Annotated in this window: 24 protein-coding genes; 13 read left to right on the top strand and 11 right to left on the bottom strand. The window is 68.4% G+C overall.

Going from position 1 to position 23,896, the window contains the following annotated elements:
* Nucleotides 1–8: 8 nt before the first annotated feature.
* The 4 genes from guaA to guaB all read right to left on the bottom strand — a co-directional run bounded on the left by guaA (nt 9) and on the right by guaB (nt 6,267).
* Complete coding sequence (guaA, locus tag ABEU20_RS15770; protein WP_420165327.1) at nt 9–1,580, bottom strand: glutamine-hydrolyzing GMP synthase; 1,572 nt, start codon at nt 1,578–1,580, stop codon at nt 9–11.
* Nucleotides 1,581–1,621: 41 nt separating this feature from the next.
* The gene (locus ABEU20_RS15765; RefSeq protein WP_420165326.1) at nt 1,622–3,373 is read right to left on the bottom strand and encodes an FAD-dependent oxidoreductase; all 1,752 of its coding nucleotides are present in this window, start codon (nt 3,371–3,373) and stop codon (nt 1,622–1,624) included.
* A gap of 200 nt (nt 3,374–3,573) precedes the next feature.
* Complete coding sequence (locus ABEU20_RS15760; protein ID WP_420165325.1) at nt 3,574–4,713, bottom strand: GuaB3 family IMP dehydrogenase-related protein; 1,140 nt, start codon at nt 4,711–4,713, stop codon at nt 3,574–3,576.
* Nucleotides 4,714–4,743: 30 nt separating this feature from the next.
* Nucleotides 4,744–6,267 (bottom strand): IMP dehydrogenase, encoded by a 1,524-nt coding sequence (guaB, locus tag ABEU20_RS15755; RefSeq protein ID WP_420165324.1) that lies wholly within the window; start codon nt 6,265–6,267, stop codon nt 4,744–4,746.
* A gap of 193 nt (nt 6,268–6,460) precedes the next feature.
* Here guaB and ABEU20_RS15750 point away from each other — a divergent pair, with 193 nt between their 5' ends.
* Nucleotides 6,461–6,865 (top strand): DUF5319 domain-containing protein, encoded by a 405-nt coding sequence (locus ABEU20_RS15750; protein WP_420165323.1) that lies wholly within the window; start codon nt 6,461–6,463, stop codon nt 6,863–6,865.
* A gap of 91 nt (nt 6,866–6,956) precedes the next feature.
* Here the strand turns inward: ABEU20_RS15750 and ABEU20_RS15745 are convergent, their stop codons facing one another.
* The 3 genes from ABEU20_RS15745 to ABEU20_RS15735 form a co-directional block, all read right to left on the bottom strand.
* Entirely contained in the window at nt 6,957–7,937 is a 981-nt protein-coding gene (locus ABEU20_RS15745; protein WP_420165322.1) for an anti-sigma-D factor RsdA, read from the bottom strand.
* Nucleotides 7,930–8,508, bottom strand: a complete 579-nt coding sequence (locus ABEU20_RS15740) for a sigma-70 family RNA polymerase sigma factor (RefSeq protein ID WP_420165321.1) — start codon at nt 8,506–8,508, stop codon at nt 7,930–7,932. Before ABEU20_RS15740 ends, ABEU20_RS15745 begins: the two co-directional genes overlap by 8 nt.
* 128 nt (nt 8,509–8,636) lie before the next feature.
* Nucleotides 8,637–9,431: a hypothetical protein gene (locus ABEU20_RS15735; RefSeq protein ID WP_420165320.1), complete on the bottom strand. Its 795-nt coding sequence runs from the start codon at nt 9,429–9,431 to the stop codon at nt 8,637–8,639.
* Nucleotides 9,432–9,936: 505 nt separating this feature from the next.
* Here ABEU20_RS15735 and ABEU20_RS15730 point away from each other — a divergent pair.
* The 4 genes from ABEU20_RS15730 (at nt 9,937) to ABEU20_RS15715 (ending at nt 12,557) form a co-directional block, all read left to right on the top strand.
* On the top strand, nt 9,937–10,227 hold the full coding sequence (locus ABEU20_RS15730; RefSeq protein WP_420165319.1) for a WhiB family transcriptional regulator: 291 nt from the start codon (nt 9,937–9,939) through the stop codon (nt 10,225–10,227).
* Nucleotides 10,228–10,421: 194 nt separating this feature from the next.
* Nucleotides 10,422–11,090: a fasciclin domain-containing protein gene (locus ABEU20_RS15725; RefSeq protein ID WP_420165318.1), complete on the top strand. Its 669-nt coding sequence runs from the start codon at nt 10,422–10,424 to the stop codon at nt 11,088–11,090.
* 65 nt (nt 11,091–11,155) lie between these two features.
* The gene (locus tag ABEU20_RS15720) at nt 11,156–11,821 is read left to right on the top strand and encodes a sigma-70 family RNA polymerase sigma factor (protein WP_420165317.1); all 666 of its coding nucleotides are present in this window, start codon (nt 11,156–11,158) and stop codon (nt 11,819–11,821) included.
* 1 nt (nt 11,822) lies between these two features.
* Complete coding sequence (locus ABEU20_RS15715; protein ID WP_420165316.1) at nt 11,823–12,557, top strand: anti-sigma factor; 735 nt, start codon at nt 11,823–11,825, stop codon at nt 12,555–12,557.
* Nucleotides 12,558–12,643: 86 nt separating this feature from the next.
* On the opposite strand, the gene groL is transcribed toward ABEU20_RS15715, so the two are convergent.
* The 4 genes from groL to ABEU20_RS15695 all read right to left on the bottom strand — a co-directional run bounded on the left by groL (nt 12,644) and on the right by ABEU20_RS15695 (nt 16,276).
* On the bottom strand, nt 12,644–14,257 hold the full coding sequence (groL, locus tag ABEU20_RS15710; protein ID WP_420165315.1) for a chaperonin GroEL: 1,614 nt from the start codon (nt 14,255–14,257) through the stop codon (nt 12,644–12,646).
* Between the two features lie 116 nt (nt 14,258–14,373).
* On the bottom strand, nt 14,374–14,676 hold the full coding sequence (gene groES / locus ABEU20_RS15705; RefSeq protein WP_005518479.1) for a co-chaperone GroES: 303 nt from the start codon (nt 14,674–14,676) through the stop codon (nt 14,374–14,376).
* 197 nt (nt 14,677–14,873) lie between these two features.
* The gene (locus ABEU20_RS15700) at nt 14,874–15,308 is read right to left on the bottom strand and encodes a hotdog fold thioesterase (protein WP_420165314.1); all 435 of its coding nucleotides are present in this window, start codon (nt 15,306–15,308) and stop codon (nt 14,874–14,876) included.
* The gene (locus ABEU20_RS15695; protein ID WP_420165313.1) at nt 15,305–16,276 is read right to left on the bottom strand and encodes a zinc-binding dehydrogenase; all 972 of its coding nucleotides are present in this window, start codon (nt 16,274–16,276) and stop codon (nt 15,305–15,307) included. Before ABEU20_RS15695 ends, ABEU20_RS15700 begins: the two co-directional genes overlap by 4 nt.
* 234 nt (nt 16,277–16,510) lie before the next feature.
* On the opposite strand from ABEU20_RS15695, the gene ABEU20_RS15690 reads away from it, so the two are divergent.
* From ABEU20_RS15690 to ABEU20_RS15655, 8 genes are all read left to right on the top strand, one after another.
* On the top strand, nt 16,511–17,848 hold the full coding sequence (locus ABEU20_RS15690; RefSeq protein ID WP_420165312.1) for an aromatic ring-hydroxylating dioxygenase subunit alpha: 1,338 nt from the start codon (nt 16,511–16,513) through the stop codon (nt 17,846–17,848).
* Nucleotides 17,845–18,192 (top strand): bifunctional 3-phenylpropionate/cinnamic acid dioxygenase ferredoxin subunit, encoded by a 348-nt coding sequence (locus ABEU20_RS15685; RefSeq protein ID WP_420165311.1) that lies wholly within the window; start codon nt 17,845–17,847, stop codon nt 18,190–18,192. The genes ABEU20_RS15690 and ABEU20_RS15685 overlap by 4 nt, the downstream gene beginning before the upstream one ends.
* Entirely contained in the window at nt 18,189–19,427 is a 1,239-nt protein-coding gene (locus ABEU20_RS15680) for an NAD(P)/FAD-dependent oxidoreductase (RefSeq protein WP_420165310.1), read from the top strand. Before ABEU20_RS15685 ends, ABEU20_RS15680 begins: the two co-directional genes overlap by 4 nt.
* Nucleotides 19,428–19,434: 7 nt before the next feature.
* Nucleotides 19,435–20,004, top strand: a complete 570-nt coding sequence (locus ABEU20_RS15675; RefSeq protein ID WP_420165309.1) for an aromatic-ring-hydroxylating dioxygenase subunit beta — start codon at nt 19,435–19,437, stop codon at nt 20,002–20,004.
* A 65-nt stretch (nt 20,005–20,069) separates the two neighbouring features.
* On the top strand, nt 20,070–20,939 hold the full coding sequence (locus ABEU20_RS15670; RefSeq protein WP_420165308.1) for an alpha/beta fold hydrolase: 870 nt from the start codon (nt 20,070–20,072) through the stop codon (nt 20,937–20,939).
* Complete coding sequence (gene hcaB / locus ABEU20_RS15665; protein ID WP_420165307.1) at nt 20,936–21,772, top strand: 3-(cis-5,6-dihydroxycyclohexa-1,3-dien-1-yl)propanoate dehydrogenase; 837 nt, start codon at nt 20,936–20,938, stop codon at nt 21,770–21,772. Before ABEU20_RS15670 ends, hcaB begins: the two co-directional genes overlap by 4 nt.
* Nucleotides 21,769–23,370 carry a long-chain-fatty-acid--CoA ligase gene (locus ABEU20_RS15660; RefSeq protein WP_420165306.1) on the top strand — a complete coding sequence of 534 codons (1,602 nt, stop codon included), beginning with the start codon at nt 21,769–21,771 and terminating at the stop codon, nt 23,368–23,370. The genes hcaB and ABEU20_RS15660 overlap by 4 nt, the downstream gene beginning before the upstream one ends.
* Nucleotides 23,367–23,765 (top strand): hypothetical protein, encoded by a 399-nt coding sequence (locus ABEU20_RS15655; protein WP_420165305.1) that lies wholly within the window; start codon nt 23,367–23,369, stop codon nt 23,763–23,765. Before ABEU20_RS15660 ends, ABEU20_RS15655 begins: the two co-directional genes overlap by 4 nt.
* Nucleotides 23,766–23,896: the final 131 nt, after the last annotated feature.

The following is a 23,896-nucleotide window of genomic DNA, read 5'->3' as shown; positions in this document are numbered from 1 at the left end:
GTGCGGGATCACTCCCACTCGATCGTTCCCGGCGGCTTGCTGGTCACGTCGAGCACGACGCGGTTGACGTCCGCGACCTCGTTGGTGATGCGGGTGGAGATGCGCTCGAGCACCTCGTAGGGCAGACGCGTCCAGTCCGCGGTCATGGCGTCCTCGCTCGAGACCGGGCGCAGCACGATCGGGTGACCGTAGGTGCGGCCGTCACCCTGGACGCCGACACTGCGGACGTCCGCGAGCAGCACGACGGGGCACTGCCAGATCTGGCCGTCGAGTCCGGCGGCGGTGAGCTCCTCACGCGCAATGGAATCCGCGTGCCGCAGGATGTCGAGACGGTCCTGGGTGACCTCGCCGATGATGCGGATGCCCAGGCCCGGTCCGGGGAACGGCTGGCGTCCGACGATCTCCTCGGGCAGACCCAGCTCGCGGCCGACGGCGCGCACCTCGTCCTTGAACAGCAGACGCAGCGGCTCGACCAGCTTGAACTGCAGGTCCTCGGGCAGGCCGCCGACGTTGTGGTGGCTCTTGATGTTCGCGGTGCCGGTGCCGCCGCCGGACTCGACGACGTCGGGGTACAGCGTGCCCTGGACGAGGAAGTCGACGGTCTCGCCGTGCGCGGCGCTCTCGCCGAGCACCTCGGACACCGCACCCTCGAAGCTGCGGATGAACTCCCGGCCGATGATCTTGCGCTTGGTCTCCGGGTCGGACACGCCGGCCAGCTCGCGCAGGAACGTCTCGGACGCGTCGACCGTGACGAGGCGGGCGCCGGTCGCGGCGACGAAGTCCTTCTCGACCTGCTGGCGCTCACCGGCGCGCATCAGACCGTGGTCGACGAACACGCACGTGAGGCGGTCGCCGATCGCGCGCTGCACCAGGGCCGCGGCGACAGCGGAGTCGACGCCACCGGACAGGCCACAGATGGCCTTGCCGTCGCCGACCTGCTCACGCACCTGCTCGATCAGCGCGTCCGCGATGTTCGCGGCCGTCCACGCGCCCGGGATCTCGGCGATCTCGTGCAGGAAACGGCTGAGCACCTGCTGACCGTGCGGCGAGTGCAGGACCTCGGGGTGGTACTGGACACCGGCGAGCTTGCGGGCGCGGTCCTCGAACGCGGCGACCGGCGCCCCGGCGCTGGAGGCGGTGACCTCGAAGCCCTCGGGTGCGGCGGTGACGCCGTCGCCGTGGCTCATCCACACCGGCTGCGTCGCGGGCAGGCCGTCGTGCAGGACGCCACCCGAGACGGTCATCTCGGTGCGGCCGTACTCGCGTGCACCGGTGTGCGCGACGGTGCCGCCGAGGGCGTTGGCCATCGCCTGGAAGCCGTAGCAGATGCCGAAGACCGGGACACCCAGGTCGAAGAGGCCGGCGTCGAGCTGGGGCGCACCCTCTTCGTACACGCTGGACGGGCCACCCGACAGGACGACCGCGAGCGGCTTCTTGGCCGCGATCTCCTCGACGGTCGTGGTGTGCGGCACCACTTCCGAATACACCTTCGCCTCGCGTACGCGGCGCGCGATCAGCTGCGCGTACTGGGCTCCGAAGTCGACTACGAGAACCGGCCTGTCCTGCTGGGTTTCTGACACCTGCACAGTCTAATATGCGCAGCTCCGACGCCTTCCCCGGCCTAGGCGACCCCGCTCCCCGCTTCGGTGTCCTCCTTCTGACCTCCACGGATCTCGACGATCGGGAGGGTCAACGCGGCCGGCGCGCCGGCCGGCACCACCGGGGAATTCGGCGCGACGACGGGAACTCGCCGGTAGGGCGCGCCCTGCGCGGGCCGGGTGTCCTGCTCGCCCTTGTTCGGCCACAGCGACGCCGCCCGCTCGGCCTGCGCGCTGATCGTCAGCGACGGGTTCACGCCCAGATTCGCCGACACCGCGGCACCGTCGACGACGCTCAGCGTCGGGTAGCCGTACACGCGGTGGTAGGGATCGATGACGCCGTGGTCGGCGTCGGAGCCGATCGTGCAGCCCCCGAGGAAATGCGCGGTGAGCGGGATGTTGAACACCTCGCCCCACGTGCCCCCCGCGACGCCGTCGATCTTGTCGGCGATCCGGCGGGTGGCCTCGTTCCCGGCCGGGATCCACGTCGGGTTCGGCTCGCCGTGGCCCTGCTTGCTGGTGACCTTGCGGCGGCCGAGCACTCCGCGCTTGGTGTACGTGGTGATCGAGTTGTCGAGGTTCTGCATCACGAGCGCGATGATCGTGCGCTCGCTCCAGTCCTTCACCGACAGCATCCGCAGCATCTTGCCGGGGTTGGCGGCGATCAGCTTCAGCAGCTTCACCCACCGCGGGGTGGAGCCGCCGCCGTCGGTCATGAGCGTCTGCAGCAGGCCCATCGCGTTGGAGCCCTTGCCGTAGCGGACCGGTTCGATGTGGGTGTCCGAGGTGGGGTGGAACGACGACGTGATCGCAACGCCGTGCGTCAGATCCATCGCGGGGTCGACCTTGTACTTGCCGGCGCCGACGATCGACTCGGAGTTGGTGCGGGTGAGCTCACCCAACCGGTCGGACAGCTTCGGCAGTGTGCCGGTGTCCTTCATCTTGTGCAGCAGGTGCTGGGTACCCCACGTGCCGGCCGCGACGACGACGTACTTCGCGGTGTACGTCTTGTGATTCTTGCGAACCTTCGCCCCGGTACGTCGGGTCACGACGTCCCACGTACCGTCCGACGCCTCGTGCAGCGACTCGACGGTCGTCATCGGGACGATCGTGGCACCCGCCTTCTCGGCGAGACCGAGGTAGTTCTTGATGAGGGTGTTCTTGGCGCCGTGGCGGCACCCGGTCATGCACTCACCGCACTCGATGCAGCCGGTACGGGCCGGGCCGGCGCCGCCGAAGTACGGGTCGGGGACCGTCTCGCCGGCCTCGCCGAAGAACACACCGACCGGCGTCTGGATGAACGTCTCGCCCACACCCATGTCCTCGGCGACCGACTTGATGACCTCGTCGGCGGGCGTCATGTGCGGGTTCTGCACGACGCCGAGCATCTTGCGGGCCTGCTCGTAGTGCGGCGTGAGTTCGGAGTCCCAGTCGGTGATGTCGCGCCACTGCGGGTCCTCGAAGAACGAGGCCGGCGGCTTGTAGAGGGTGTTGGCGTAGTTGAGCGAACCGCCGCCGACGCCCGCACCGGCGAGGATCAGGACGTCGCGGAGCAGGTGGACCCGCTGGATGCCGTAACACCCGAGGGCAGGCGCCCACAGGAACCGCTTGAGATCCCACGACGTCTTGGCGAAGTCTGCGTCCTCGTACCGACGGCCCGCCTCGAGCACTCCGACCTTGTAGCCCTTCTCCACCAGCCGGAGCGCGGTGACGCTGCCACCGAATCCCGAGCCGACGACGAGCACGTCGTAGTCGGTCGCACGCTGCTTGCCCATTTGCACACCTCCACCGAAGAACCGGGTTTGCTACTCGCCAGTATGCACCGCTTTCCTGTGACCCGAGCCACAAGGGTGCCCTAACTGTAACTACAGGTTCCACCAATGGTGCGGGATCCGTGGAACGACTGTGGCCGAATGTCACACCGGTTCAGTCCAACTGAACGGATGTGACATTCGGCCACAGAGGGAAGGGCAGGTCAGGCGCGAACGCTCAGGCCCACCTTCTGGAACTCCTTGAGATCCGAGTAGCCCGACTTCGCCATCGAACGACGCAGGCCGCCGACGAAGTTGAGCGAACCGTACGGGTCGTCCGACGGCCCGTTCAGCACCTGGTCGAGAGCGGGACGCTCGCCGTACGACACCGGCAGCAGCGAGCCGCGCGGCATCGACGGGTGCGCCGCAGCGGACGGCCAGAACCAGCCGCCGCCCGGAGCCTCCTGCGCGACCGCGAGGGGCGCGCCGATGACGGCCGCGTCGGCACCGCACGCGATGGCCTTCGCGAAGTCACCCGACGTGGTGATGTCGCCGTCCGCGATGACGTGCACGTAGCGGCCACCGGTCTCGTCGAGGTAGTCACGACGCGCCGCGGCGGCGTCGGCGATCGCCGTCGCCATGGGGACGCCGATGCCGAGGACCTCACGGGTGGTGGTGGCGCCCTCGGTGGAGCCGTAGCCCACGATGACACCGGCCGCGCCGGTACGCATCAGGTGCAGCGCGGTGCGGTGATCGCTCACGCCACCCGCGATGACCGGGACGTCGAGCTCGGAGATGAACGTCTTGAGGTTCAGCGGCTCGCTGTCCCCGTGCGCGACGTGCTCCGCCGAGATGATCGTGCCGTGGATGACCAGCAGGTCGATGCCGGCCTTGACCAGCTCCGGTGTGAGCGCGCGAGCGTTCTGCGGGCTGACCCGGACGGCGATGGTGACACCGGCGTCGCGGACCTGCGCGACAGCGGCGGCCAGCAGACCGGGCTGGATCGGCGCGGCGTGCAGTTCCTGCAGGCGCGCGACGGCAGCGTCCGGATCGACTTCCTTCTCCGCCATCTCCGCGAGCTCGACGAGCTTCTGCTCGACGTCGGCGTGCCGACCCCACAGGCCCTCACCGTTGATGACACCGAGACCGCCGGCCTTGCCGAGCTCGATCGCGAACGACGGCGACACCAGCGCGTCGGTCGGATGAGCCAGCACCGGGATGTCGAAGCGGTACGCATCGATCTGCCAGGCCGTCGACACCTCCTTGGAGGAACGGGTCCGGCGAGAGGGAACGATGTTGATGTCGTCCAACTCGTAGGTGCGTCGGGCAGTCCTGCCCATGCCGATTTCGACGAGGTCGCGCACGCGCGCCCCTTTCTCGATTGTGTTGTGTGCTTAGCGGGCAGCGTAGTTGGGCGCTTCGACCGTCATGGTGATGTCGTGCGGGTGGCTCTCCTTGAGACCGGCCGCAGTGATCTGGACGAACTGCGCCTCCTGCAGCTGCTCGATCGTGGCGGAGCCGGTGTAACCCATCGCCGCCCGCAGACCACCGGTGAGCTGGTGAATGACCTGCGCGAGCGGGCCACGGAACGGCACCCGGCCCTCGATGCCCTCGGGAACCAGCTTGTCCTCGGCGAGCACGTCGTCCTGGAAGTAGCGGTCCTTCGAGTAGGACTTGCCCTGACCACGGCTCTGCATCGCACCGAGCGAACCCATGCCGCGGTAGCTCTTGAACTGCTTGCCGCCCACCAGGATCAGCTCGCCCGGCGACTCGGCGGTACCGGCCAGCAGGGAACCGAGCATCGCGGCGGACGCGCCGGCCGCGAGGGCCTTGGCGACGTCGCCCGAGAACTGCAGGCCGCCGTCCGCGATGACCGGGACGCCGAGCGGCTTGCACGCCGCGGTGGCCTCGAGGATCGCGGTGATCTGCGGGGCACCGACACCGGCGATGACGCGGGTGGTGCAGATGGAACCGGGACCGACACCGACCTTGACGGCGTCCGCGCCGGCCTCGACCAGCGCGAGGGCGCCGGCGCGGGTCGCGACGTTGCCGCCGATGAGCTGGACCCGGTCGCCGATCTCGGCCTTGAGCTTGGTGATCATCTCGAGCACACCGCGGGAGTGGCCGTGCGCGCTGTCGACGACGAGGACGTCCGCGCCCGCATCGGTGAGCGCCATCGCGCGGGTCCACGCGTCGTCGCCGACGCCGACCGCGGCACCGACCAGCAGGCGTCCGTCACGGTCCTTGGTGGCGTTGGGGTACTGCTCGGTCTTGACGAAGTCCTTGACCGTGATGAGCCCGGTGAGCTTGCCCTGGCCGTCGACGATCGGCAGCTTCTCGATCTTGTGGCGACGCAGCAGACCGAGCGCGACCTCGGCGGTGACGCCCTCACGCGCGGTGATCAGCGGCGCCTTGGTCATGACCTCGGCGACCTGACGGTTCTGGTCGACCTCGAACTGCATGTCGCGGTTGGTGATGATGCCGACGAGCTCGCCGGCGTCGTTCGCGACCGGGAGACCGGAGATGCGGAAACGCGCACACATGGCCTCGACGTCGGCGATGGTGTCGGTCGGCCGGCACGTGACCGGGTCGGTGACCATGCCGGCCTCGGACCGCTTGACGGTCTCGACCCATCCGGCCTGCGCCTCGACGGACGAGTTGCGATGCAGCACACCCATGCCGCCGGCACGCGCCATCGAGATGGCCATGCGCGCCTCGGTGACGGTGTCCATCGCGGAACTCACGAGCGGCACGTTCAGCCGGACCTCGCGCGTCAGCTGGGTCGAGGTCTCGACCTGGTTCGGGACGACGTCCGATGCCGCGGGCAGCAGCAGCACGTCGTCGAAGGTGAGACCCAGCATCGCAACCTTGTTCGGGTCGTCTCCCCCGGTGTGCACGTGCCCTGCGGAACTACTCATGCGGCTCGGGCCCTCCATCAAGCGTCGATCGGTAAAGGAAGAAGGTATGGACGCCGGAAACTATTCCTTCGCCCGCCGTCCATGGTATCGGCTCGCGGATACCGGCTCGCTCCGGGCGGCTCACGGACGCTCGGCGACGCACCGGACGTGATCTAGCTAGCGCAGACCGGGCTGACCTGCGTACCGTGGTGTTGTGCGCGATCAACTGCCTCCCGGCCTTCCCCCGGACCCCTTCGCTGGTGACCCCGCCGACCCGTCCGCTGCGCTCGACGCGATCGAGCCGGGTCAGCCGCTCGACCCCCACGAGCGTCTCGCCGTGGAAGAAGATCTCGCGGATCTCGCGGTGTACGAGGCACTCCTGAGTCATCGCGGCATCCGCGGACTGGTGGTGTGCTGCGACGACTGTCAGCAGGATCACTACCACGACTGGGACATGCTGCGCGCGAATCTGCTCCAGTTGCTCGTCGACGGCACGGTTCGTCCGCACGAGCCGGCCTACGATCCGGCGCCCGACGCGTACGTGACGTGGGACTACTGCCGCGGCTACGCGGACGCATCCATGAACGACGCACTGCACGGCGACAGCTTCGATCTCTGAGGCTGATTTCCAGCCCCACGAACGACGACTACGGCCCGGCGAGGAAACTCGCCGGGCCGTAGTCGTGTGCCGTATGTCGGCGTGTGTGGTGTCAGGGTGACGGCGTGACCGGGGACGGCCCGCCCAGGGATCCGCTCGAGGCCTTCGTGGTCGACGTCGACGACGGTGCCGTCGTGGTCGTCGTCGGTGACGGCGTCCCCGACGACGGGGTTGCGGGGTTGGTGGTGGGCGTGGACGACGCCGCAGCGGACGACGACGGTGCCGTCGACGTGCCGGGGAGAATGCCGAGCGAACGCGGGTCCACCGGCCAGCCCGGGATCCCCGGGTTCGATGGCGACAGTTCTGCCCCGGGATCCGTAGTCGACGAGTCGACGGCGCTGGAAGTGGCGGCACCGGTCGCGGGCGGCGCGGGAGTCGCCGGCGGCGGTACGGCCTTGTCCAGCTCGGTGAGCAGGCGCTGACGCCACACGTTCAGTTCGTCGCGGGTCCCCGCCTCGTTGACCGCGCTCGCGCGGGCACCTGCCGAATCGAGCTTGGCCTTCGCACCGGCGGCATCGCCGGACGCGATGAGCCGCTCCGCTTCCTCGAGGTTGGAGGTGGTGTCGATCTTCGCCACGGTGGACGCGGCCCGCTCGGTGAAGACGACCTGCTTCACACCCCACAGCGGATCACCGGGTTCGGCGTTGTAGGAGAAGATCGTCATGCCACCCATCGCGATCGCGACGACGGCCGCGGCTGCAGCGATCGGGCGAAGCAGCCGCAGATGGTTGCGGCCGGAACGGGTGCGGGTGACGAGAGCGTCCCGGGCACCGAGTTCGGCCTGGACCCGCGCGACGATGTCGTCGAGATCGGGTTCGGCCGGCATCGGCTGCGCGAGGATCTCGGCACGCCAGTTCGAGAGCAGAGCCGCGACCTGATACTCCTCGGAGCTATCCGTCGCAACGGGCCCGTCGGTGGAGATCGCGTCGATCAGGGCGTCGTCGCGGCGGACCGCGGCGACATCGATCGGCATGCCGTTTCCGGCGAGATCGGCGTGGGGGTCGCCCGGCTCGCCACTGTTTCCCCTAGCCATGTCTCTCACCTGCTTTCGTCACTTCCTTCTTCAACTTCGCGAGAGCCCGGTGTTGAGCCACGCGCACCGCTCCGGCAGTACTACCGACTGCCGCCGCCGTCTCCTCGGCCGACAACCCGACGACGAGCCGGAGGACGAGGATCTCGCGATGCTTCTCGGGAAGCGTCTGCAGCAATGCGTTCACCTGTCGGCTCGTCTCCGAGTTGAGAGCCCGTTCCTCCGGGCTGTCGTCCGCGGACACGACATCTGGTACTTCAGCAACAGGATCGGATTTGTTACGCGCCGCGTTTCGGTGCGCGTCGGCGACCTTGTGCGCGGCGATTCCGTACACGAACGCCATGAACGGCCGGCCCTGGTCCTGGTACCTGGGAAGCGCCGTCATCACCGCGAGGCACACTTCCTGTGCCACGTCGTCCGCAGACAACTGGCCGCGTTCGGCGGCACCGACCCGGGCCCTGCAATACCGCACGACCAATGGGCGGATACTGGCGAGAACCTGGGCCAGAGCGCTCCGGTCACCTTGCGCGGCAGCAGCGACTGCGGAGTTCAACTCCTCACCCGTGTTAGACATCGTCAGAGCGGATCCTGGCGTTACAGTGGCACGTCCCCCCAGCCGGGTGTGCTTCCACCTCGCAGCGGAACCCTGTCACTCTAACTACAGAGTCCGACCGGACATCGCATCGTCGGAATATCCGGCGGTCATTTTGCGAACTTCCCGCCCCGACCTGCGATCTCGGCGGCGCACTCGTCCCGCACGGCCCGCACGGCGGGATCCGACCCGACTCCGTCGAGCAACATCGCCGCCGCCCAGCGGAGCGGCAGCAGTCCGTGCGCGCCACTGTCCGCGAGCACTCCTTCGGCGGTCCCGATCGCGCGGTCGAGTGTCGGCAGACCGGTTGCGGCAGCGGCGGAGAGCAGCGCCGACTTGATGCGATGACGCACCGACGGGTGGCTCGCGGACCGCTCGACAGCCCTGTCGGTGCAGGCCGTCGCGGTCGCGAAATCTCCGGACGCCAGCGCGATCTCCGCAGTGACCCAGTCCAGCCGCACGTGCTGACGCCACAGCGCGTCCTCGTCCCCCACGCCGGCGAGGTGTGTGGCACACCGCTCGAGCAAGCGTCGGCCGAGCGCGAGCCGACCGCAGCCCAGAGCGTCGGCAGCGAGACCGGTCAGCGCGTCGCAACGCGCCTCGTGCCACCACCGATCGTCCGGACCACCGGTTCCGATCAGCGCCAGCGCGGCGCCGTCGTATCCGGACGCCACCGCGTGGCCGCCGAGTTGACGCAACAAGGACGCGCGCGTGCTCGACGCCAGCGAGGCGAGCGCCGGATCGAGACCCGGCATGCGCTGCAGGTCGTCGAGCGCCGCCCTGGCCTGCGCGTACCGGCCCTGCCCACCCAGTGCGACCGCACGCAGCCAGCGCCCCGTCGGATCCGACGGAACGGGCAACGGGTTCCGGCCCGGCGTGGAGCCGAACGCAGCGTCGAACAGCATCCGGTGATCATCGCACTGCGCTCGGCGCCGCAGGTTCCCGCCCACAGGGAGCCCGAGGCCGACAAATCCCAGAAAGTTGACAATTCTCCAACTGGACGACCGTCAAACATTATTTACGCACCAAGATCGACGTCCACCGAGTCACGTCCTCCAAGTTTGAAGAATATGTGGCGGCCGGGTTAACGACAATCGCCGAAGAATACTCGGGAGTAACCCACGGAGCGAGAACATTCAGGACGACCGTTCAGGAGACACGCGCAACCACGTGCAGGAACACGTTCACGCCCCTTACTGGCACGCAATCACACACCTGACCGCATGTAAATGTCCAGGGCGTTAATTCTTCGCCCCCAAGATATGCAAATCGCCACTAGTCGAAAGTGTTGACGGGATTTCGTATACACCTTTACGGTTGCGGGGCATGACCGATTCATTGGTCTCGTCCACCCGGGGGGTGGCGGGCCGCTCGCAGAGTCACCGCGAGCCTGCTGACAGAGGAGTACTGATGCCTGTTCCAAACCATCTACCCGGCCCAAACGCCGACATCTGGGATTGGCAGATGCGTGGGCTGTGTCGTGGCGTCGAATCGTCGGTGTTCTTCCATCCTGACGGGGAACGTGGACGGGCGCGGGCTCAGCGGGAGAGCCGCGCGAAGGAGATGTGCCGAAGCTGCCCGGTCCTGGCCCAGTGCCGGAACCACGCACTGACGGTCTGCGAGCCGTACGGCATCTGGGGAGGAATGTCGGAGTCCGAGCGCGAGATCCTCACCCGACAGTCACGGCGCCGCATCGCCTGACCGACGTTGAACGAAGCCCGGGACACCACCACCACGCACCGGTGTCCCGGGCTTCGTCGTCTCCGGGGCGCGCTGTTCCAGTCCCGGTGACAGCCTCCATTCCCACCCACCGCGAATCCGACCCGTCCTCCTGCCCGGCGGCTCCGAAGCACTTAGCGACAGTGCACGGAACCCGCCGTCAGGAAGGCAATCCCATGAACTCCAAGACGCCCCGCGTCATCGCCGCCGCCGCCACCGCTTCGATCGCCCTGTTCGGAGTGGCCGCCTGTTCGTCCGACGACTCGTCCGACTCCACGACGTCGTCCACACCGTCCATGTCCTCGTCGATGCCGAGCGAATCGGGCATGATGACGTCCGGCTCGGCAGCCCCCGCCGCTGATCTGGTGGGCCCCGGCTGCGCGGAGTACGCCGCCACGGTCCCGGACGGGCCCGGCTCGGTCTCGGGCATGGCGCAGGATCCGGTCGCGGTCGCCGCGTCGAACAATCCGATGCTCACGACACTCACGGCCGCGGTGTCGGGTCAGCTCAACCCGGACGTGAATCTCGTCGACACCCTCAACGGCGGACAGTTCACCGTCTTCGCCCCCACCGATGCGGCCTTCGCGAAGCTGGATCCCGCGACGGTCGACCAGTTGAAGACCGACGACGCCCTGCTCACCAAGATCCTCACCTACCACGTCGTGCCCGGTCAGCTGCCGCCGAGTGAGGTCGACGGCACGCACACGACGGTCGAGGGCGGCGACGTGACGGTGACGGGCTCGGGCGACAACCTGAAGGTCGACCAGGCCGGTGTGGTGTGCGGCGGCGTGAAGACCTCGAACGCCACCGTCTACCTGATCGACTCGGTTCTCATGCCCCAGTAGATCCCCGCCGGTAGATCCGCCGGCAGAACGCACCACAGTCACCACCGCCCGAGAGGATCCGGCCGATGCACGCTACGGTTGTCCACTATGCACCCGAGCGAGCACGTGTGAGTTCGGCCGGACCCTCCGGTGGTGACGACTTCTGCCCGGCGGACAACGTCGGACTCGTTGCCGTCCGCCGCGCCGAGTCCGACGAACTACGAGCGCTCCTGGCGCGGGTCGCGCGCGGCGACCAGGCCGCCTTCGCCACCTTCTACGACCGCACCGGCCCCCGTGTGTACGGACTCGTCCTGCGGGTGCTCCGAGACCCGGGGTTCTCGGAGGAGACGACGCAGGAGGTCTACCTCCAGGTGTGGAAGTCCGCCGCCGGGTTCGATTCCGGCCGCGGGTCACCGTTGTCGTGGCTGATGACTCTCGCGCATCGCCGAGCCGTGGACCGCGTCCGATCGGAGCAGTCGCACACCGATCGCGAGATCGTCTACGAGACCACCAACCGGACCGACGAGTTCGACGAGGTCACCGAGGAGGTCACGCGCCGTGCGGAACGTCAGGCGGTGGTCGACTGCATGCAGACACTCACGGACCTCCAACGCCAGTCGGTGACGCTCGCGTACTACGGTGGCCGGACCTACCGCGAGGTCGCGGGCGAACTGGGCGTCGCCGTTCCGACGGTGAAGACCCGCATCAGAGATGGATTGGCAAGGCTCAGAGGATGTCTGGGGGTGATGTGACGTGGACGACGACCTGATCGAGTGGGCGCACCTGTACGCCCTCCACGCCCTCGACGACGAGGACCTTCGTGCGCTCGACGCACGCTTGGGCGACGCGGACGAGACGACCCGGGCGGAGTTCGACACGGCGGTCCGGTTGGCGCGCGAGACGATGGCGGCAGCCAGTTCGCTCGTCGCCGTCACGCCACCCGCATCGCTGCGCCGCGACCTGCTGCGGCAGGTGTCGGGGGACGACCTCGCGAAGCGTCGAAACGACGAGCAGCGAAACGACGAGCGGCGAAACGGCAAGCGCCGCTGGCAGGTCGCGGTCGCGTCGGCCGCAGCTGCCGTCGTGTTCCTGGTCGGCGGCGTCGTCATCGGCCGGCAGGTCACTCAGGCGCCCCCGGCACCGTCCGTGACCGCGCAGATCCTCGACTCCCCGGATATGCAGTCGTCGTCGACGGACATTCCGGGCGGCGGCACCGCGACCGCGATGTACTCCAAGGATGCGAATGCCGCGATGCTCGTGATGAACGGCGTCGCACCGCCGCAACCGGACACGGTGTACCAGATGTGGCTGGTCCGGGACAGTGAGCCGGTGCCGGCGGGCACGATGGGACCGGAGCAGGTCTCCCCCACGACGACCGCGGTTCTGCAGGATCTCGACGGCGCGACGCAGCTCGGTTTCACGGTGGAGCCGCCCGGCGGGTCGTCGCACCCGACGGGCACCATGTTCGCCGCGATCCCGCTCACCTGAGGCCGAGACCCTCGAAAGCAGAAGACCCCCGGAAGAATTCGTCGAATTCGTCCGGGGGTCTTTCGCGTCGGCAGGTGCCGAGGAGATCAGTGAGCGTGGCCGTGGCCGTGGTCCGCTGCTTCCTCGACGGGCTTCTCGACGACGGCGCTCTCCGTGGTGAGCACCATGCGAGCGACCGACGCGGCGTTGACAACCGCGGAGCGGGTCACCTTGACGGGGTCGACGACACCGTCGGCGAGCAGGTCGCCGTAGGTGAGGGTCGCGGCGTTGAAACCGTGGCCCTTGGGCGCCTCGGAGACCTTGCTGACCACGACGGCACCGTCGAGGCCGGCGTTGGTGGCGATCCAGTACAGCGGAGCCTCGAGCGCGGTGCGCACGACCTCGACACCGGTGGCCTCGTCGCCGGAGAGCGACGCTGCGAGATCGGTGAGGGCCCGACCGGCCTGCACGATGGCGGAACCGCCGCCGGGGACGATGCCCTCCTCGACCGCAGCCTTGGCCGCGTTGACCGCGTCCTCGACACGGAACTTGCGCTCCTTGAGGTCGGTCTCGGTGGCCGCGCCGACCTTGATGACGGCGACGCCGCCGGCCAGCTTCGCGAGGCGCTCCTCGAGCTTCTCACGATCCCAGTCGGAGTCGGTGTTCTCGATCTCGCGCTTGAGCTGGCCGACGCGGGTCTCGATGTCGGCCTCGGTGCCTGCGCCGTCGACGATCGTGGTCTCGTCCTTGGTGACGACGACACGACGGGCGCTGCCCAGCAGGTCCAGGCCGGCGTCCTTGAGCGTGACACCCATGTCGGCGGTGATGACGGTGCCGGCGGTGACGACGGCGAGGTCCTCGAGGAACGCCTTGCGGCGGTCACCGAAGAACGGCGCCTTGACGGCGACGGCCTTGATCGTCTTGCGGATCGAGTTCACGACGAGGGTCGACAGCGATTCGCCCTCGATGTCCTCGGCGATGATCAGGACCGGCTTGCCGGACTCGGCGATCTTCTCGAGCAGCGGCAGGAACTCGGGCAGGGAGCTGATCTTCTCGCGGTAGAGAAGGATCAGCGCGTCCTCGAGCACCGCCTGCTGCGCATCGATGTCGGTGATGAAGTACGGCGACAGGAAGCCCTTGTCGAACTGCACGCCCTCGGTGACGACGAGTTCGGTCTGCAGGGTCGAGGACTCCTCGACCGTGACGACGCCGTCGACTCCGACACGGGTCATGGCCTCGCCGACCAGCTCGCCGATCTCCTCGTCGCGCGACGAGACGGTGGCGACCTGCGCGATGGCGTCCTTGCCCTCGACCGGCGTCGCGGCGGCGAGCAGTGCCTCCGAGACCGCGTCGGCGGCCTTGGCGATGCCGACGCCGAGGGCGATCGGGTTCGCGCCTGCCGCAACGTTCTTCAGGCCGGCCTTGACCAGCGCCTGGGCCAGCACGGTGGCGGTGGTGGTGCCGTCGCCCGCGACGTCGTTGGTCTTGGTGGCGACGCTCTTGACGAGCTGCGCACCGAGGTTCTCGAACGGGTCCTCGAGCTCGATCTCGCGCGCGATGCTCACGCCGTCGTTGGTGACGGTGGGGCCACCGAATGCCTTGGCGAGCACCACGTGCCGACCGCGGGGGCCGATGGTGACCTTCACGGCGTCGGCGAGCTGGTCGACGCCGCGCTCGAGCGCGCGCCGGGCCTTCTCGTTGAACTCAATTTGCTTGGACATTGATTCAGCTACTCCTGAGATTCAGGGTTTCGTCCCGAAACGGATTTCAGGGTTACCGCCGGAAACGCACTCCGCCCCGGGTCCGATGAGGAACTCCGGGGCGGGAGGCGTGAGGCCTACTTCGCGACGACAGCCAGAACGTCGCGAGCCGACAGGATCAGGTACTCCTGGCCGGCGTACTTGATCTCGGTTCCGCCGTACTTGCTGTAGATGACGGTGTCGCCCTCCTGGACGTCCAGGGGGATGCGCTTCTCGCCATCCTCGTCCCAGCGGCCGGGGCCGACGGCGACGACGGTGCCCTCCTGGGGCTTCTCCTTCGCCGTGTCGGGGATGACCAGGCCGGAGGCAGTCGTCGTCTCGGCCTCGTTGGCCTGGACGAGGATCTTGTCCTCGAGCGGCTTGATGTTCACGCTCGCCACGATGAGCCCTCCATTTTCAGGGGTTTCGTTGGGCCCGAGGCTGTTCCTCGGACCACGATAAGTTCAGTCACCACGTGACTCCTCACGTGCCCCGTCGTCGCGGGTGCCGGGACTCGCTCAGCGTCGACTAGCACTCTATACATGCGAGTGCCAGCACTCAAGGCATACCCGAGTGCCGGCACCCGGCGTGGCGGCCGTCAGTACTGCGAGGGCATCTCCAGCACCGCCATCGTGCAGCGAGACACGCAGACCAGCTTGCCCTCGTCGTTCACGATCTTGATCTCCCACACGTGCGTCTTGCGGCCCATCGCGAGCGGCGTCGCCTCGCCGTGTACCCATCCCGAGCTCACGGGACGCACGTGGTTGGCATTGATCTCCATGCCGACGCAGTGGAACCTGCTGCGGTCCACCGCGAAGATCGACGCCCAGCTCGCGAGCGTCTCCGCCAAGGCGACCGACGCGCCGCCGTGCAGGACACCGGCCGGCTGCTTCGTCCGCTCGTCGACCGGCATCCGGCCGCGGAGCGAGTTCTCGGTCATCTCGGTGATCTCGATGCCGAGATTCCGGTTGAGCGTGTCCGCGCCCTTGTCGTTGGCGATGTCGATGGTCGGATCGCCGATCCAGATGCTCACGAAACCTTCACCACGACCTTTCCGTTGACGTCTCCGTCGATCATGGCCTGGAAGCCGGCGTGAATGTCCTGCAACGGGATCACGCGGTCGATCTTCGGCCGCAGCCCGGTGGCCTCCATCATCCGCAGCATCGACACCAGCTCGGCGCGGGTGCATCCGGTCGAACCCAGGATGCGCTGCTGCAGATAGAAGATGCGGGTCAGGTCGGCGGGCGGGTTGGACCCCGACGTCGCGCCGGCGATGACGATGGTGCCGCCCGGACGAAGCGAGCGCATCGAGTGCGCCCACGTGGCCTCGCCGACCGTCTCGATGACGACGTCGACCTTCTCGGGGAGGCGTGCGCCCGCCTCCACCGCGGTGTGCGCACCCAGTTCCAGCGCGGTGGCGCGCTTCTCGGCGCTGCGGCTCGCGGCGTACACCTTGGCGCCCGCCGCGGCGGCGAGGCTGATCGCGGCAGTCGCGACACCGCCGCCGGCGCCCTGCACCAGCACGCGGTCGCCGGCCGTGATCCGCGCCTGGGTGAACAGCATCCGGTATGCCGTGGTCCACGCGACGGGCAGGCACGCGGCCTCGTCGAACGACAGCCACTCCGGCTTGGGGATCAGGTTGCGGCGGGGAACCACGAGGTATTCGGCGAACGCGCCGTCGTGCTGCTCGGACAGCAGCGCGCGGTTCGGGTCGAGCGTCTCGTCACCCATGCCGCCGTCGGCGTCGGCGATCACCGGGTAGACGATCACCTCGTTGCCGTCCTCGTCGACACCGGCCGCGTCGCAGCCGAGGACCATGGGGATCCGGTCGGCCGGGTGTCCGACGCCGCGCAGCGTCCACACGTCGTGCATGTTGAGGGCGGACGAGCGAACCGCGACCTTGGCCCAGCCGTCCGGGACGACCGGATCGGGGACCTCGCGAAGTTCGAGTCCTCCCAGCGGGTCGTCCGCGTTCTGGGCGACGGCGACGGCTGCGAGCATGAAATCTCCTGTGCTGTCGGACACAGCGACCGGGTGCGGCGCTGCGAAACATCTGTTCGGATACCCATGCTCGGCCTGTCGGTGTATCTCGCGCGAGCGCGCGTTCCGCACCTCGGCACGACCGCTGGCATCGAAAGCAGTCGCGGTTGTCTCCTGTTGTCATACCCGGCTGGGCCTCGCACCCGGCTGGTCGACGTCACCGTCCGCATCGCCGAAGTTCAAGGGAGACGACTCATGTGTACCTCCGATGGAGGCAGCCCGATCACGGGCTCGATCCAGCGGCCGGCCGCCCTGACCACGTTCGTCGACGTGTCGACGATGGTCGACACCGACAACGGCTACGTCGATCGCGCGGTCTTCACCGACCAGTCGATCTACCAGCAGGAGCTGCGCCGCATCTTCGCCCCGAGCTGGCTGTTCCTGGGGCACACGTCGCAGATCTCCAAGCCCGGCGACTTCCTCACCACCTACATGGGCGAGGATCCGGTCATCGTCTCGATGGGCAAGGACCGCACGATCCGGGCGTTCCTGAACTCGTGCCGCCACCGCGGCGCCCGGGTGTGCCGCGCGGATTTCGGCGCCACCAAGAACTTCACGTGCACCTACCACGGCTGGAGCTTCGACACCGCCGGCAAGCTGGTGAGCGTCCCGAACGAGGCCGGCTACCCGGAATCCTTCGACAAGAAGGACTGGGGCCTGGTCGAGGTCGCCCAGCTCGACACCTACCACGGGCTGATCTTCGCGACGTGGAATCCGGCGGCGCCGCCGCTGAAGGAAGCGCTCGGCGGCATGGCCTACTACATGGACGCGATGCTCGACCGCGATCCGGAGGGCACGGTCGCCGTCGGCGGCATCCACAAATGGGTGCTCGACGGCAACTGGAAGTTGGCGGCCGAGCAGTTCGCCACCGACTGGTACCACGTCAACATGTCGCACGCGTCGGCGCTGATGGTGCTCTCCCCCACCGGCCGCGGCCCCAAGTCCGAGATCGTCAACACCCCCGGCCGCCAGTTCAGCGACCCGCTGGGTCACGGTGCAGGCTTCCCGACGCACCCGCGCAGCCGCTTCGACGCGCAGCCGGTGCACGACTACTACGACTACGACGCGCTGCGTGAACGCCTCGGCGACGAGCGCGTCGAGGGGCCGATGACCACCGGTCACGCGACCGTCTTCCCCAACTTCTCGTACCTGCCCGTCAACGGCAGCATCCGCGTCTGGCACCCCAAGGGCCCGGACAAGATGGAGGTCTGGGCGTGGACCATCGTCGACAAGTCGATGCCCGAGGACGTGCGTGAGGCGCAGCGTCTCTACAACCTGCGCACCTTCGGTCCCAGCGGCATCTTCGAGCAGGACGACGGCGAGAACTGGAGCGAATGCCAGTCCATCGCAGGCGGTTTCATGACCAACAGTGTGCCGCTGAACTACCAGATGGGCCTGGGCTCCGAGCGTGAGGACGGCGTCTACCCCGGCAAGACCAGCGAGTTGTACAGCGACGCTGCCGGCCGCGGCTTCTACCGGCGCTGGGCAGAACTGATGAACACACCGGCATGGCACGAAAAGAGCGCGAAGTGAGCGAGACCATCACCAAGATCAAGATCGGCGCGGTCGGCGACATCGAGGACGGCGAGGCGCTGGTCGTCGACGCCGAGCAGACCGGCACGGGCGAACCGATCGCAGTCTTCCACGACGAGGGCGAGTACTTCGCGCTCAACGACCGGTGCAGCCACGGCGAGGCCTCCCTCGCGGACGGCTGGATCGAGGGCGGGCAGGTCGAGTGCCCGTTGCACTCGGGCAAGTTCTGCCTGCGCACCGGATCCGTGCTGTCCATGCCCGCCACCGAGGACGTCGCGGCCCACAAGGTCGAGGTCGAGGGCGACGAGATCTGGTTGTACCCCGGCCAGGCTGCCGCGCAATGACCGATCCCGTGAGCACTCCCGAGCGCATCGTCGTCGTGGGTGGCGGACTCGCCGGTGTCAGTGCCGCCGGCGAACTCCGCACCCGCGGCTTCGACGGCGAGATCACGCTCGTCGACGGCGGGCCCGCCCCGTACGACCGTCCGCCGCTGTCCAAGGCCTTCATGTTCGGCACTGCCGACGAGTCCGATCTCGCCCTGGCCAAGCCCGATTGGTATGCCGCGCAGCGGATCACTCTCCGCACGGGGGCCGCGGTGACGGCACTGAAACCCGACGACGGGATCGTCGAACTGGCCGACGGCACCCGCCTGGACGCGGATGTGACGATCCTGACCACCGGCGCCGGCGCCCGACCGTTGCCGGTCCCCGGCGGCGACCTGCCGCAGGTGCACCTGCTGCGCACGATCGACGACGCGCGCGCCCTCAAGGCACGCCTGGTTCCGGGGGCGCGACTGATCGTGATCGGCGCCGGCCTCATCGGCGCCGAAACCGCCTCGGCGGCACTGCAGCTGGGCGCGACCGTGACGCTGGTCGATCCGCTCGATCCGCCGATCGTTCCCGCGGTCGGCCCCGAGATGGCGCGCTACCTGCACGACCAGCACACCGAACACGGCATCGCGGTGTACACCGCAGGCGTCTCGGAGATCCGGCCGACCGGCGAATCCGTGACCGTCGTACTGACCACCGGCGAGGAACTCCTCGCCGACGCGGTACTCGTGGGCGTCGGGTCGATCCCGTCGACCGAGCTCGCAGAAGCCGCGGGTCTCGACGTGGACGGCGGTGTGCTCGTCGACGAACACTTCCGCACGAGCCATCCGGCCGTGTTCGCCGCCGGTGACGTCGCGCGCCGACGCGCTGCCGACGGCACCCTGCACCGACGCGAAGAGCACTGGGAAGCAGCACAACTGAACGGACGCGCGGTCGCCGCCCGCGTCCTGGGGCAGGAACCCGACCCCGAGTGCGCGGGCTGGTTCTGGTCCGACCGGCACGGGATCCACGTGCAGGGCGTCGGATCGATGACCGCCGAGGGCGAGACCGTGATCCGGCCGCACCCCGACGACGCCACCCGACCGCAGATGGTGTTCCGAGTCCGGGGCGACACCCTGGTCGGAGCCGCGTTCATCGACGGCGGTCCCGCAGTGCGGGCCGCGCGCATCATCATCGACCGCGCTCTTCCTGTGGATCCGGCCGCTCTGGCCGATCCGTCCGTGAATCTGCGCAAGCTCGCCAAAGGATGACTTGACCATGGCAACCGACACCACCTCGGCGGCGGTCCCCGCCCAACGGCAGATCGCCGACGCCGCCACGCATTTCCGTGTGCAGCAGCTGTACTTCCACGAAGCCGAACTGATCGACGACGGCCGTTTCACCGACTGGCTCGACCTGCTCGCGGAGGACCTGCACTACTGGGCGCCCACCCGCAGCAACCGCCTGCGCCGTCAGCAGTCGCTCGCGGTCGCGGCGCGCGGGGAGGCCGCGTTCTTCGACGAGACCCGCGCGAGCCTCGCCTGGCGCATCCGGCGCTTCGACTCCGGGATGGCGTGGGCCGAGGATCCGCCGTCGCGCACCCGCCACCTGGTGAGCAACGTCGTCGTCCGTCACGCGGACGCGGACGAGCAGGAGATCGGGCAGTGGTACGCGCGTTCGAACTTCATCGTCTACCGCAACCGGCTCGAGCGTGAGGTCGACATCTACTCCGGCGGTCGTGAGGACATCCTCCGCGAGACCGGAAGCGGCGACCTGGTGGTCGCCCGCCGCACGATCCTTCTCGACCAGAACGTGTTGCTGGCCAAGAACATCAGCACCTTCTTCTGATCCCTCATTCCTGCTCGGAACAACCAGGCGACGATCCTCCCCAGACACAAGGAGCGCGTGACACAGTGACAACGAATGCAGCGGCAGAGACGGCCGTGACCACCCGCGAGGTCCAGACCTCGCTCGGCACCATCAAGGTGAGCGAGGCCGGCAGCGGCCCGGTCCTGGTGATGCTGCACGGCGGTGGCCCGGGTGCGTCGGCGATCGCCAACTACAGCCAGAACCTGCCGGCTCTGACGCCGCACTTCACGGTCGTGCTGCCGGACCAGCCGGGATTCGGTGGCAGCTACCGCCCCACGGAGGAGGACCTTCGGGAGCGGAGCATCACGCAGATCACGGTGGACGCGCTGATCCAGACGCTGGATGCGATGGGCATCGAGGAGTTCCACCTGATGGGCAACAGCCTCGGTGGCGCCGCCGCGATCGCGCTCGCGCTCGCGATCCCGCACCGCGTCACCCGTCTGGTGCTGATGGCCCCGGGCGGCGGCTGGCTGCCGTTCGGCCCGACGCCGACCGAGGGCCAGAAGGCGATGTTCCGCTACTACAACGGCGGCGGCCCGACCGTGAAGAAGATGAAGGACTTCGTGCGCACCATGGTCGCCGACCCCAGGCAGTTCGACGACGCCAACATCGAGGCCCGCTACGAGGCGTCTCTGGACGAGAGCCACATCGAGTTCTACCACCGCTACAACGCCGCGTTCGCGCGCCGTCACGGCATGGATCCGCTGTGGCGCGACGCCCACGAGATCGAGGCGCCGACGCTGCTGCTGTGGGGCACCGAGGACCGCACCATCACGTTCGAGGGCTCGCAGCTCATGCTCAAGCAGATCCCGAACGTGCAGTTGCACGCCTTCAGCAAGTGCGGCCACTGGGTCCAGGTGGAGCGACAGAAGGAGTTCGAGCGGCTCGTGGTGGATTTCCTGGAGGATCAGTGACCGGGTGGCTCGGGGGCAACGTCGCCCTCATCACCGGTGGCGGTTCCGGGCTGGGCCGGGCCGTCGCCGAACGGTTCCTCGACGAGGGCGCATCGGTCGTCGTCGCGGACCGTGATCCCGCCAAGTTGAGCGAAGTGATCGAGGCGGCCGGAGATCGCGGCGACCGCGTCCACACGGTGGAGGCCGACGTCCGGTCCGCCGCCGACCAGCATCGCGCGGTCTCGGAGGCCGTCGCACGCTTCGGTAAACTGGACACCCTGGTGCCCAACGCCGGCATCTGGGACTACCAGCGCTCGATCACCCGGTTCGACGGCGAATCGTTGTCGGCGGCGTTCGACGAACTGTTCGCCGTCAACGTCAAGGGCTACCTACTGGCCGTCGAGGCGTCGTGGCGGGAGCTGGTCAAGACCCGCGGCAGTGTCGTGATGACGCTGTCGAACTCGGCCTTCTATCCGAACGGAGGCGGTCCGCTGTACACCGCGAGCAAGCACGCCTGCCGCGGACTCGTGCTCGAGCTGGCGTACGAGCTGGCCCCGAAGGTCCGGGTCAACGGCGTCGCCGCGGGCGGCATGCGCACGGACCTGCGCGGACCGGAGTCGATGGGCATGGCCGAACGGTCCATCGAGGCCTCGTTCGCCCGGAGCGCCACGACGGGCGACAACCCACTGCTGCCGCTGCACGACGCCAGTGTCGATCCCGCCGATTTCACGGCGCCCTACGTGCTGCTGGCCTCGTCGGCCAACAGTTCCAACATCACCGGTGCGATCATTCCCGTCGACGGCGGCATCGCTGCCCGTGGGTTCCGCACCGCGGCAGGCGGAGACGATCTGTGAGCACCGAGAAGCATCCTGTCGACATCAGCCCGGCACGTGCGCTGCAGAACCTGGGCCGACTGCACGGTGCCCGCACCGCGCTGATCTACGAAGACCACACGATCGACTACCGCGAACTCACCGCGCGCGTGCACGCCATGGCGCTCACTTTCCACGCGTCGGGTGTCCGCAAGGGCGACCGGGTGGCCTACCTGGGTCTCAACAGCCCGACGTTCCTGGTGAACTACCTCGCTGCGGCGTGGGTGGGAGCGGTGTTCGTGCCGATCAACTTCCGCCTGGCCGCCGCCGAGATCGCCTATCAGCTCGGCGATTTCGGACCGCGCGTTCTGGTCGTCGAACCCGGCCACATGCCCGTCGTCGACGAGATCGATGCGGCGGTCCTGCCGTCGCGTCTGCTCGCGGTCGACAACGACGACGCGGTGCCGCTGACGGACGGGCCGGGCGAGCACTGGGAGCGACTGACGTCGGCCCTCGCCCGCGGCGAAGCCCTCGGAATCACGATGACGCCGCTGCCGCGGTACGCGGACGACCTGGCCGCGCTGATGTACACGTCGGGCACCACCGGACGCCCCAAGGGCGTCATGCTCACGCACGGCAACATCTGGTGGAACTCGTTCAACGTGGACTCGGTGGTCGAGACCAGCCGCAGTGACGTCAACCTCGCGGTGGCGCCGCTGTTCCACATCGGCTGCCTCAACTCGTTCACGCTGCGAAGTCTCGCCCGCGGCGGCGCGACGCTGGTGCGTCGCACGTTCGATCCGGCGCGCACGCTCGCGGACCTCGTCGAGTACAAGGTCAACACCATCTTCGCGGTGCCCGCCATGTTCTCGGCCGTCGCACAGCTTCCGCAGTTCGCAGGTGCAGACCTGTCGCGGCTGCGCTCGGCGATCGTCGCAGGCGCGCCCGTGCCGCCGAGCCTGGTCAAGGAGTACGGCCACCACGGTGTCGCGCTGCAGCAGGCGTGGGGTCTGACCGAGACCGCACCGTTCGCGACGTCGCTGCCACCCGAGCGGACCCTGGAGCGGGCGTCGTCGGCCGGTCTCCCGATGCCGTTCACCGAGATCAAGATCGTCGATCCGGTGACGGGTGTCACTCTCACCGAACCCGATGCGGCCGGCGAGATCTGCGTGCGCGGGCCGAACGTCACGCCGGGCTACTGGGCCAACCAGCAGGCCACGGATGCCGCGTTCGACGCCGAGGACTGGTTCCACTCGGGCGACCTGGGCTGCCTCGACGAGGAGGGCTTCCTCTACATCGTCGACCGGATCAAGGACATGATCATCACGGGCGGCGAGAACGTCTACCCGGCCGAGGTCGAGCGGGTGCTCGTCGAGCACCCGGGCGTCACGGACGCGGCCGTCGTCGGCGCACCCGACCCCAAGTGGGGCGAGATCGTCGTCGCCGTCCTCGTGGTGTCCACCGACAGCGATCCGACGCTCGAAGAGATCCGCGACTTCACCGGCGAGCGCCTCGCCCGGTACAAGCTGCCGAAGGAGATTCTCGTGCTGGACTCCCTGCCGCGCAACGGTTCCGGCAAGCTCGACAAGGTCTCGTTGCGCAAGCTGGCGGCCGACGGACACGGTTCGCTGAGCCGATGAGCACCCCGGGCTGGCCGCTGACGTACTCCGTCGACGACGGTGGCACCTCGCACGAGGTCCGCGCACGGTTCGCCGTGCGCGGACCCCTCGGCAACGCGTATCCCGCCGGCATCGCGGATGTGGAACTCGATCTCCGAGGCCTGGGCGACACTGCCGTTCTGGGCGATCTCGCGGAACGCATCCTGCGGGAGAACCCGCAGTGCCGCCGGATCGTGCTGCCGGTCCCGGCCGGCGACCTCGATGCCATCGGTTTCGGGGAGGACGCCGGGTTCCGCTACGTCGTCGACGTCGACATTCCGGGAGAACGCGAGGAGGTCACCGAACTGTCCCTCCTGGTCCGGGAACCGGGTTGGGTCGCGGACGCACCGACGGCTGTCGACGACCTGCCCCTGTAACCCAGCGAGCTCTCGAAGGGCGGTCGGATTCGCCCGAATCCGACCGCCCTTCAGTCGTTTTCGCAGCTTCGTGCGGCGCGCCTCCCGCCGATTCGCGTCGGGCTCTGGTACTTGGTTGAGGTGAATACACC

It is taken from the genome of Rhodococcus parequi, from assembly GCF_046042785.1.
Lineage (GTDB): Bacteria > Actinomycetota > Actinomycetes > Mycobacteriales > Mycobacteriaceae > Prescottella > Prescottella parequi.
The sequence above is the reverse complement of the archived record's forward strand: the minus strand, read 5'-3'. Positions and strand labels throughout refer to the sequence as shown.

Excerpts from the sequence above, each read along its gene's own strand:
- guaB (WP_420165324.1), bottom strand. The coding sequence starts at position 6,267 with ATGAGTAGTTCCGCAGGGCACGTGCACACCGGGGGAGACGACCCGAAC.
- ABEU20_RS15655 (WP_420165305.1), top strand. The coding sequence starts at position 23,367 with ATGAGCACCCCGGGCTGGCCGCTGACGTACTCCGTCGACGACGGTGGC.
- ABEU20_RS15730 (WP_420165319.1), top strand. The coding sequence starts at position 9,937 with ATGCCTGTTCCAAACCATCTACCCGGCCCAAACGCCGACATCTGGGAT.
- ABEU20_RS15735 (WP_420165320.1), bottom strand. The coding sequence starts at position 9,431 with ATGCTGTTCGACGCTGCGTTCGGCTCCACGCCGGGCCGGAACCCGTTG.
- ABEU20_RS15695 (WP_420165313.1), bottom strand. The coding sequence starts at position 16,276 with ATGCTCGCAGCCGTCGCCGTCGCCCAGAACGCGGACGACCCGCTGGGA.
- ABEU20_RS15680 (WP_420165310.1), top strand. The coding sequence starts at position 18,189 with ATGACCGATCCCGTGAGCACTCCCGAGCGCATCGTCGTCGTGGGTGGC.
- ABEU20_RS15720 (WP_420165317.1), top strand. The coding sequence starts at position 11,156 with ATGCACGCTACGGTTGTCCACTATGCACCCGAGCGAGCACGTGTGAGT.
- ABEU20_RS15725 (WP_420165318.1), top strand. The coding sequence starts at position 10,422 with ATGAACTCCAAGACGCCCCGCGTCATCGCCGCCGCCGCCACCGCTTCG.
- ABEU20_RS15765 (WP_420165326.1), bottom strand. The coding sequence starts at position 3,373 with ATGGGCAAGCAGCGTGCGACCGACTACGACGTGCTCGTCGTCGGCTCG.
- groL (WP_420165315.1), bottom strand. The coding sequence starts at position 14,257 with ATGTCCAAGCAAATTGAGTTCAACGAGAAGGCCCGGCGCGCGCTCGAG.
- ABEU20_RS15690 (WP_420165312.1), top strand. The coding sequence starts at position 16,511 with ATGTGTACCTCCGATGGAGGCAGCCCGATCACGGGCTCGATCCAGCGG.
- ABEU20_RS15745 (WP_420165322.1), bottom strand. The coding sequence starts at position 7,937 with ATGGCTAGGGGAAACAGTGGCGAGCCGGGCGACCCCCACGCCGATCTC.
- ABEU20_RS15675 (WP_420165309.1), top strand. The coding sequence starts at position 19,435 with ATGGCAACCGACACCACCTCGGCGGCGGTCCCCGCCCAACGGCAGATC.
- ABEU20_RS15740 (WP_420165321.1), bottom strand. The coding sequence starts at position 8,508 with ATGTCTAACACGGGTGAGGAGTTGAACTCCGCAGTCGCTGCTGCCGCG.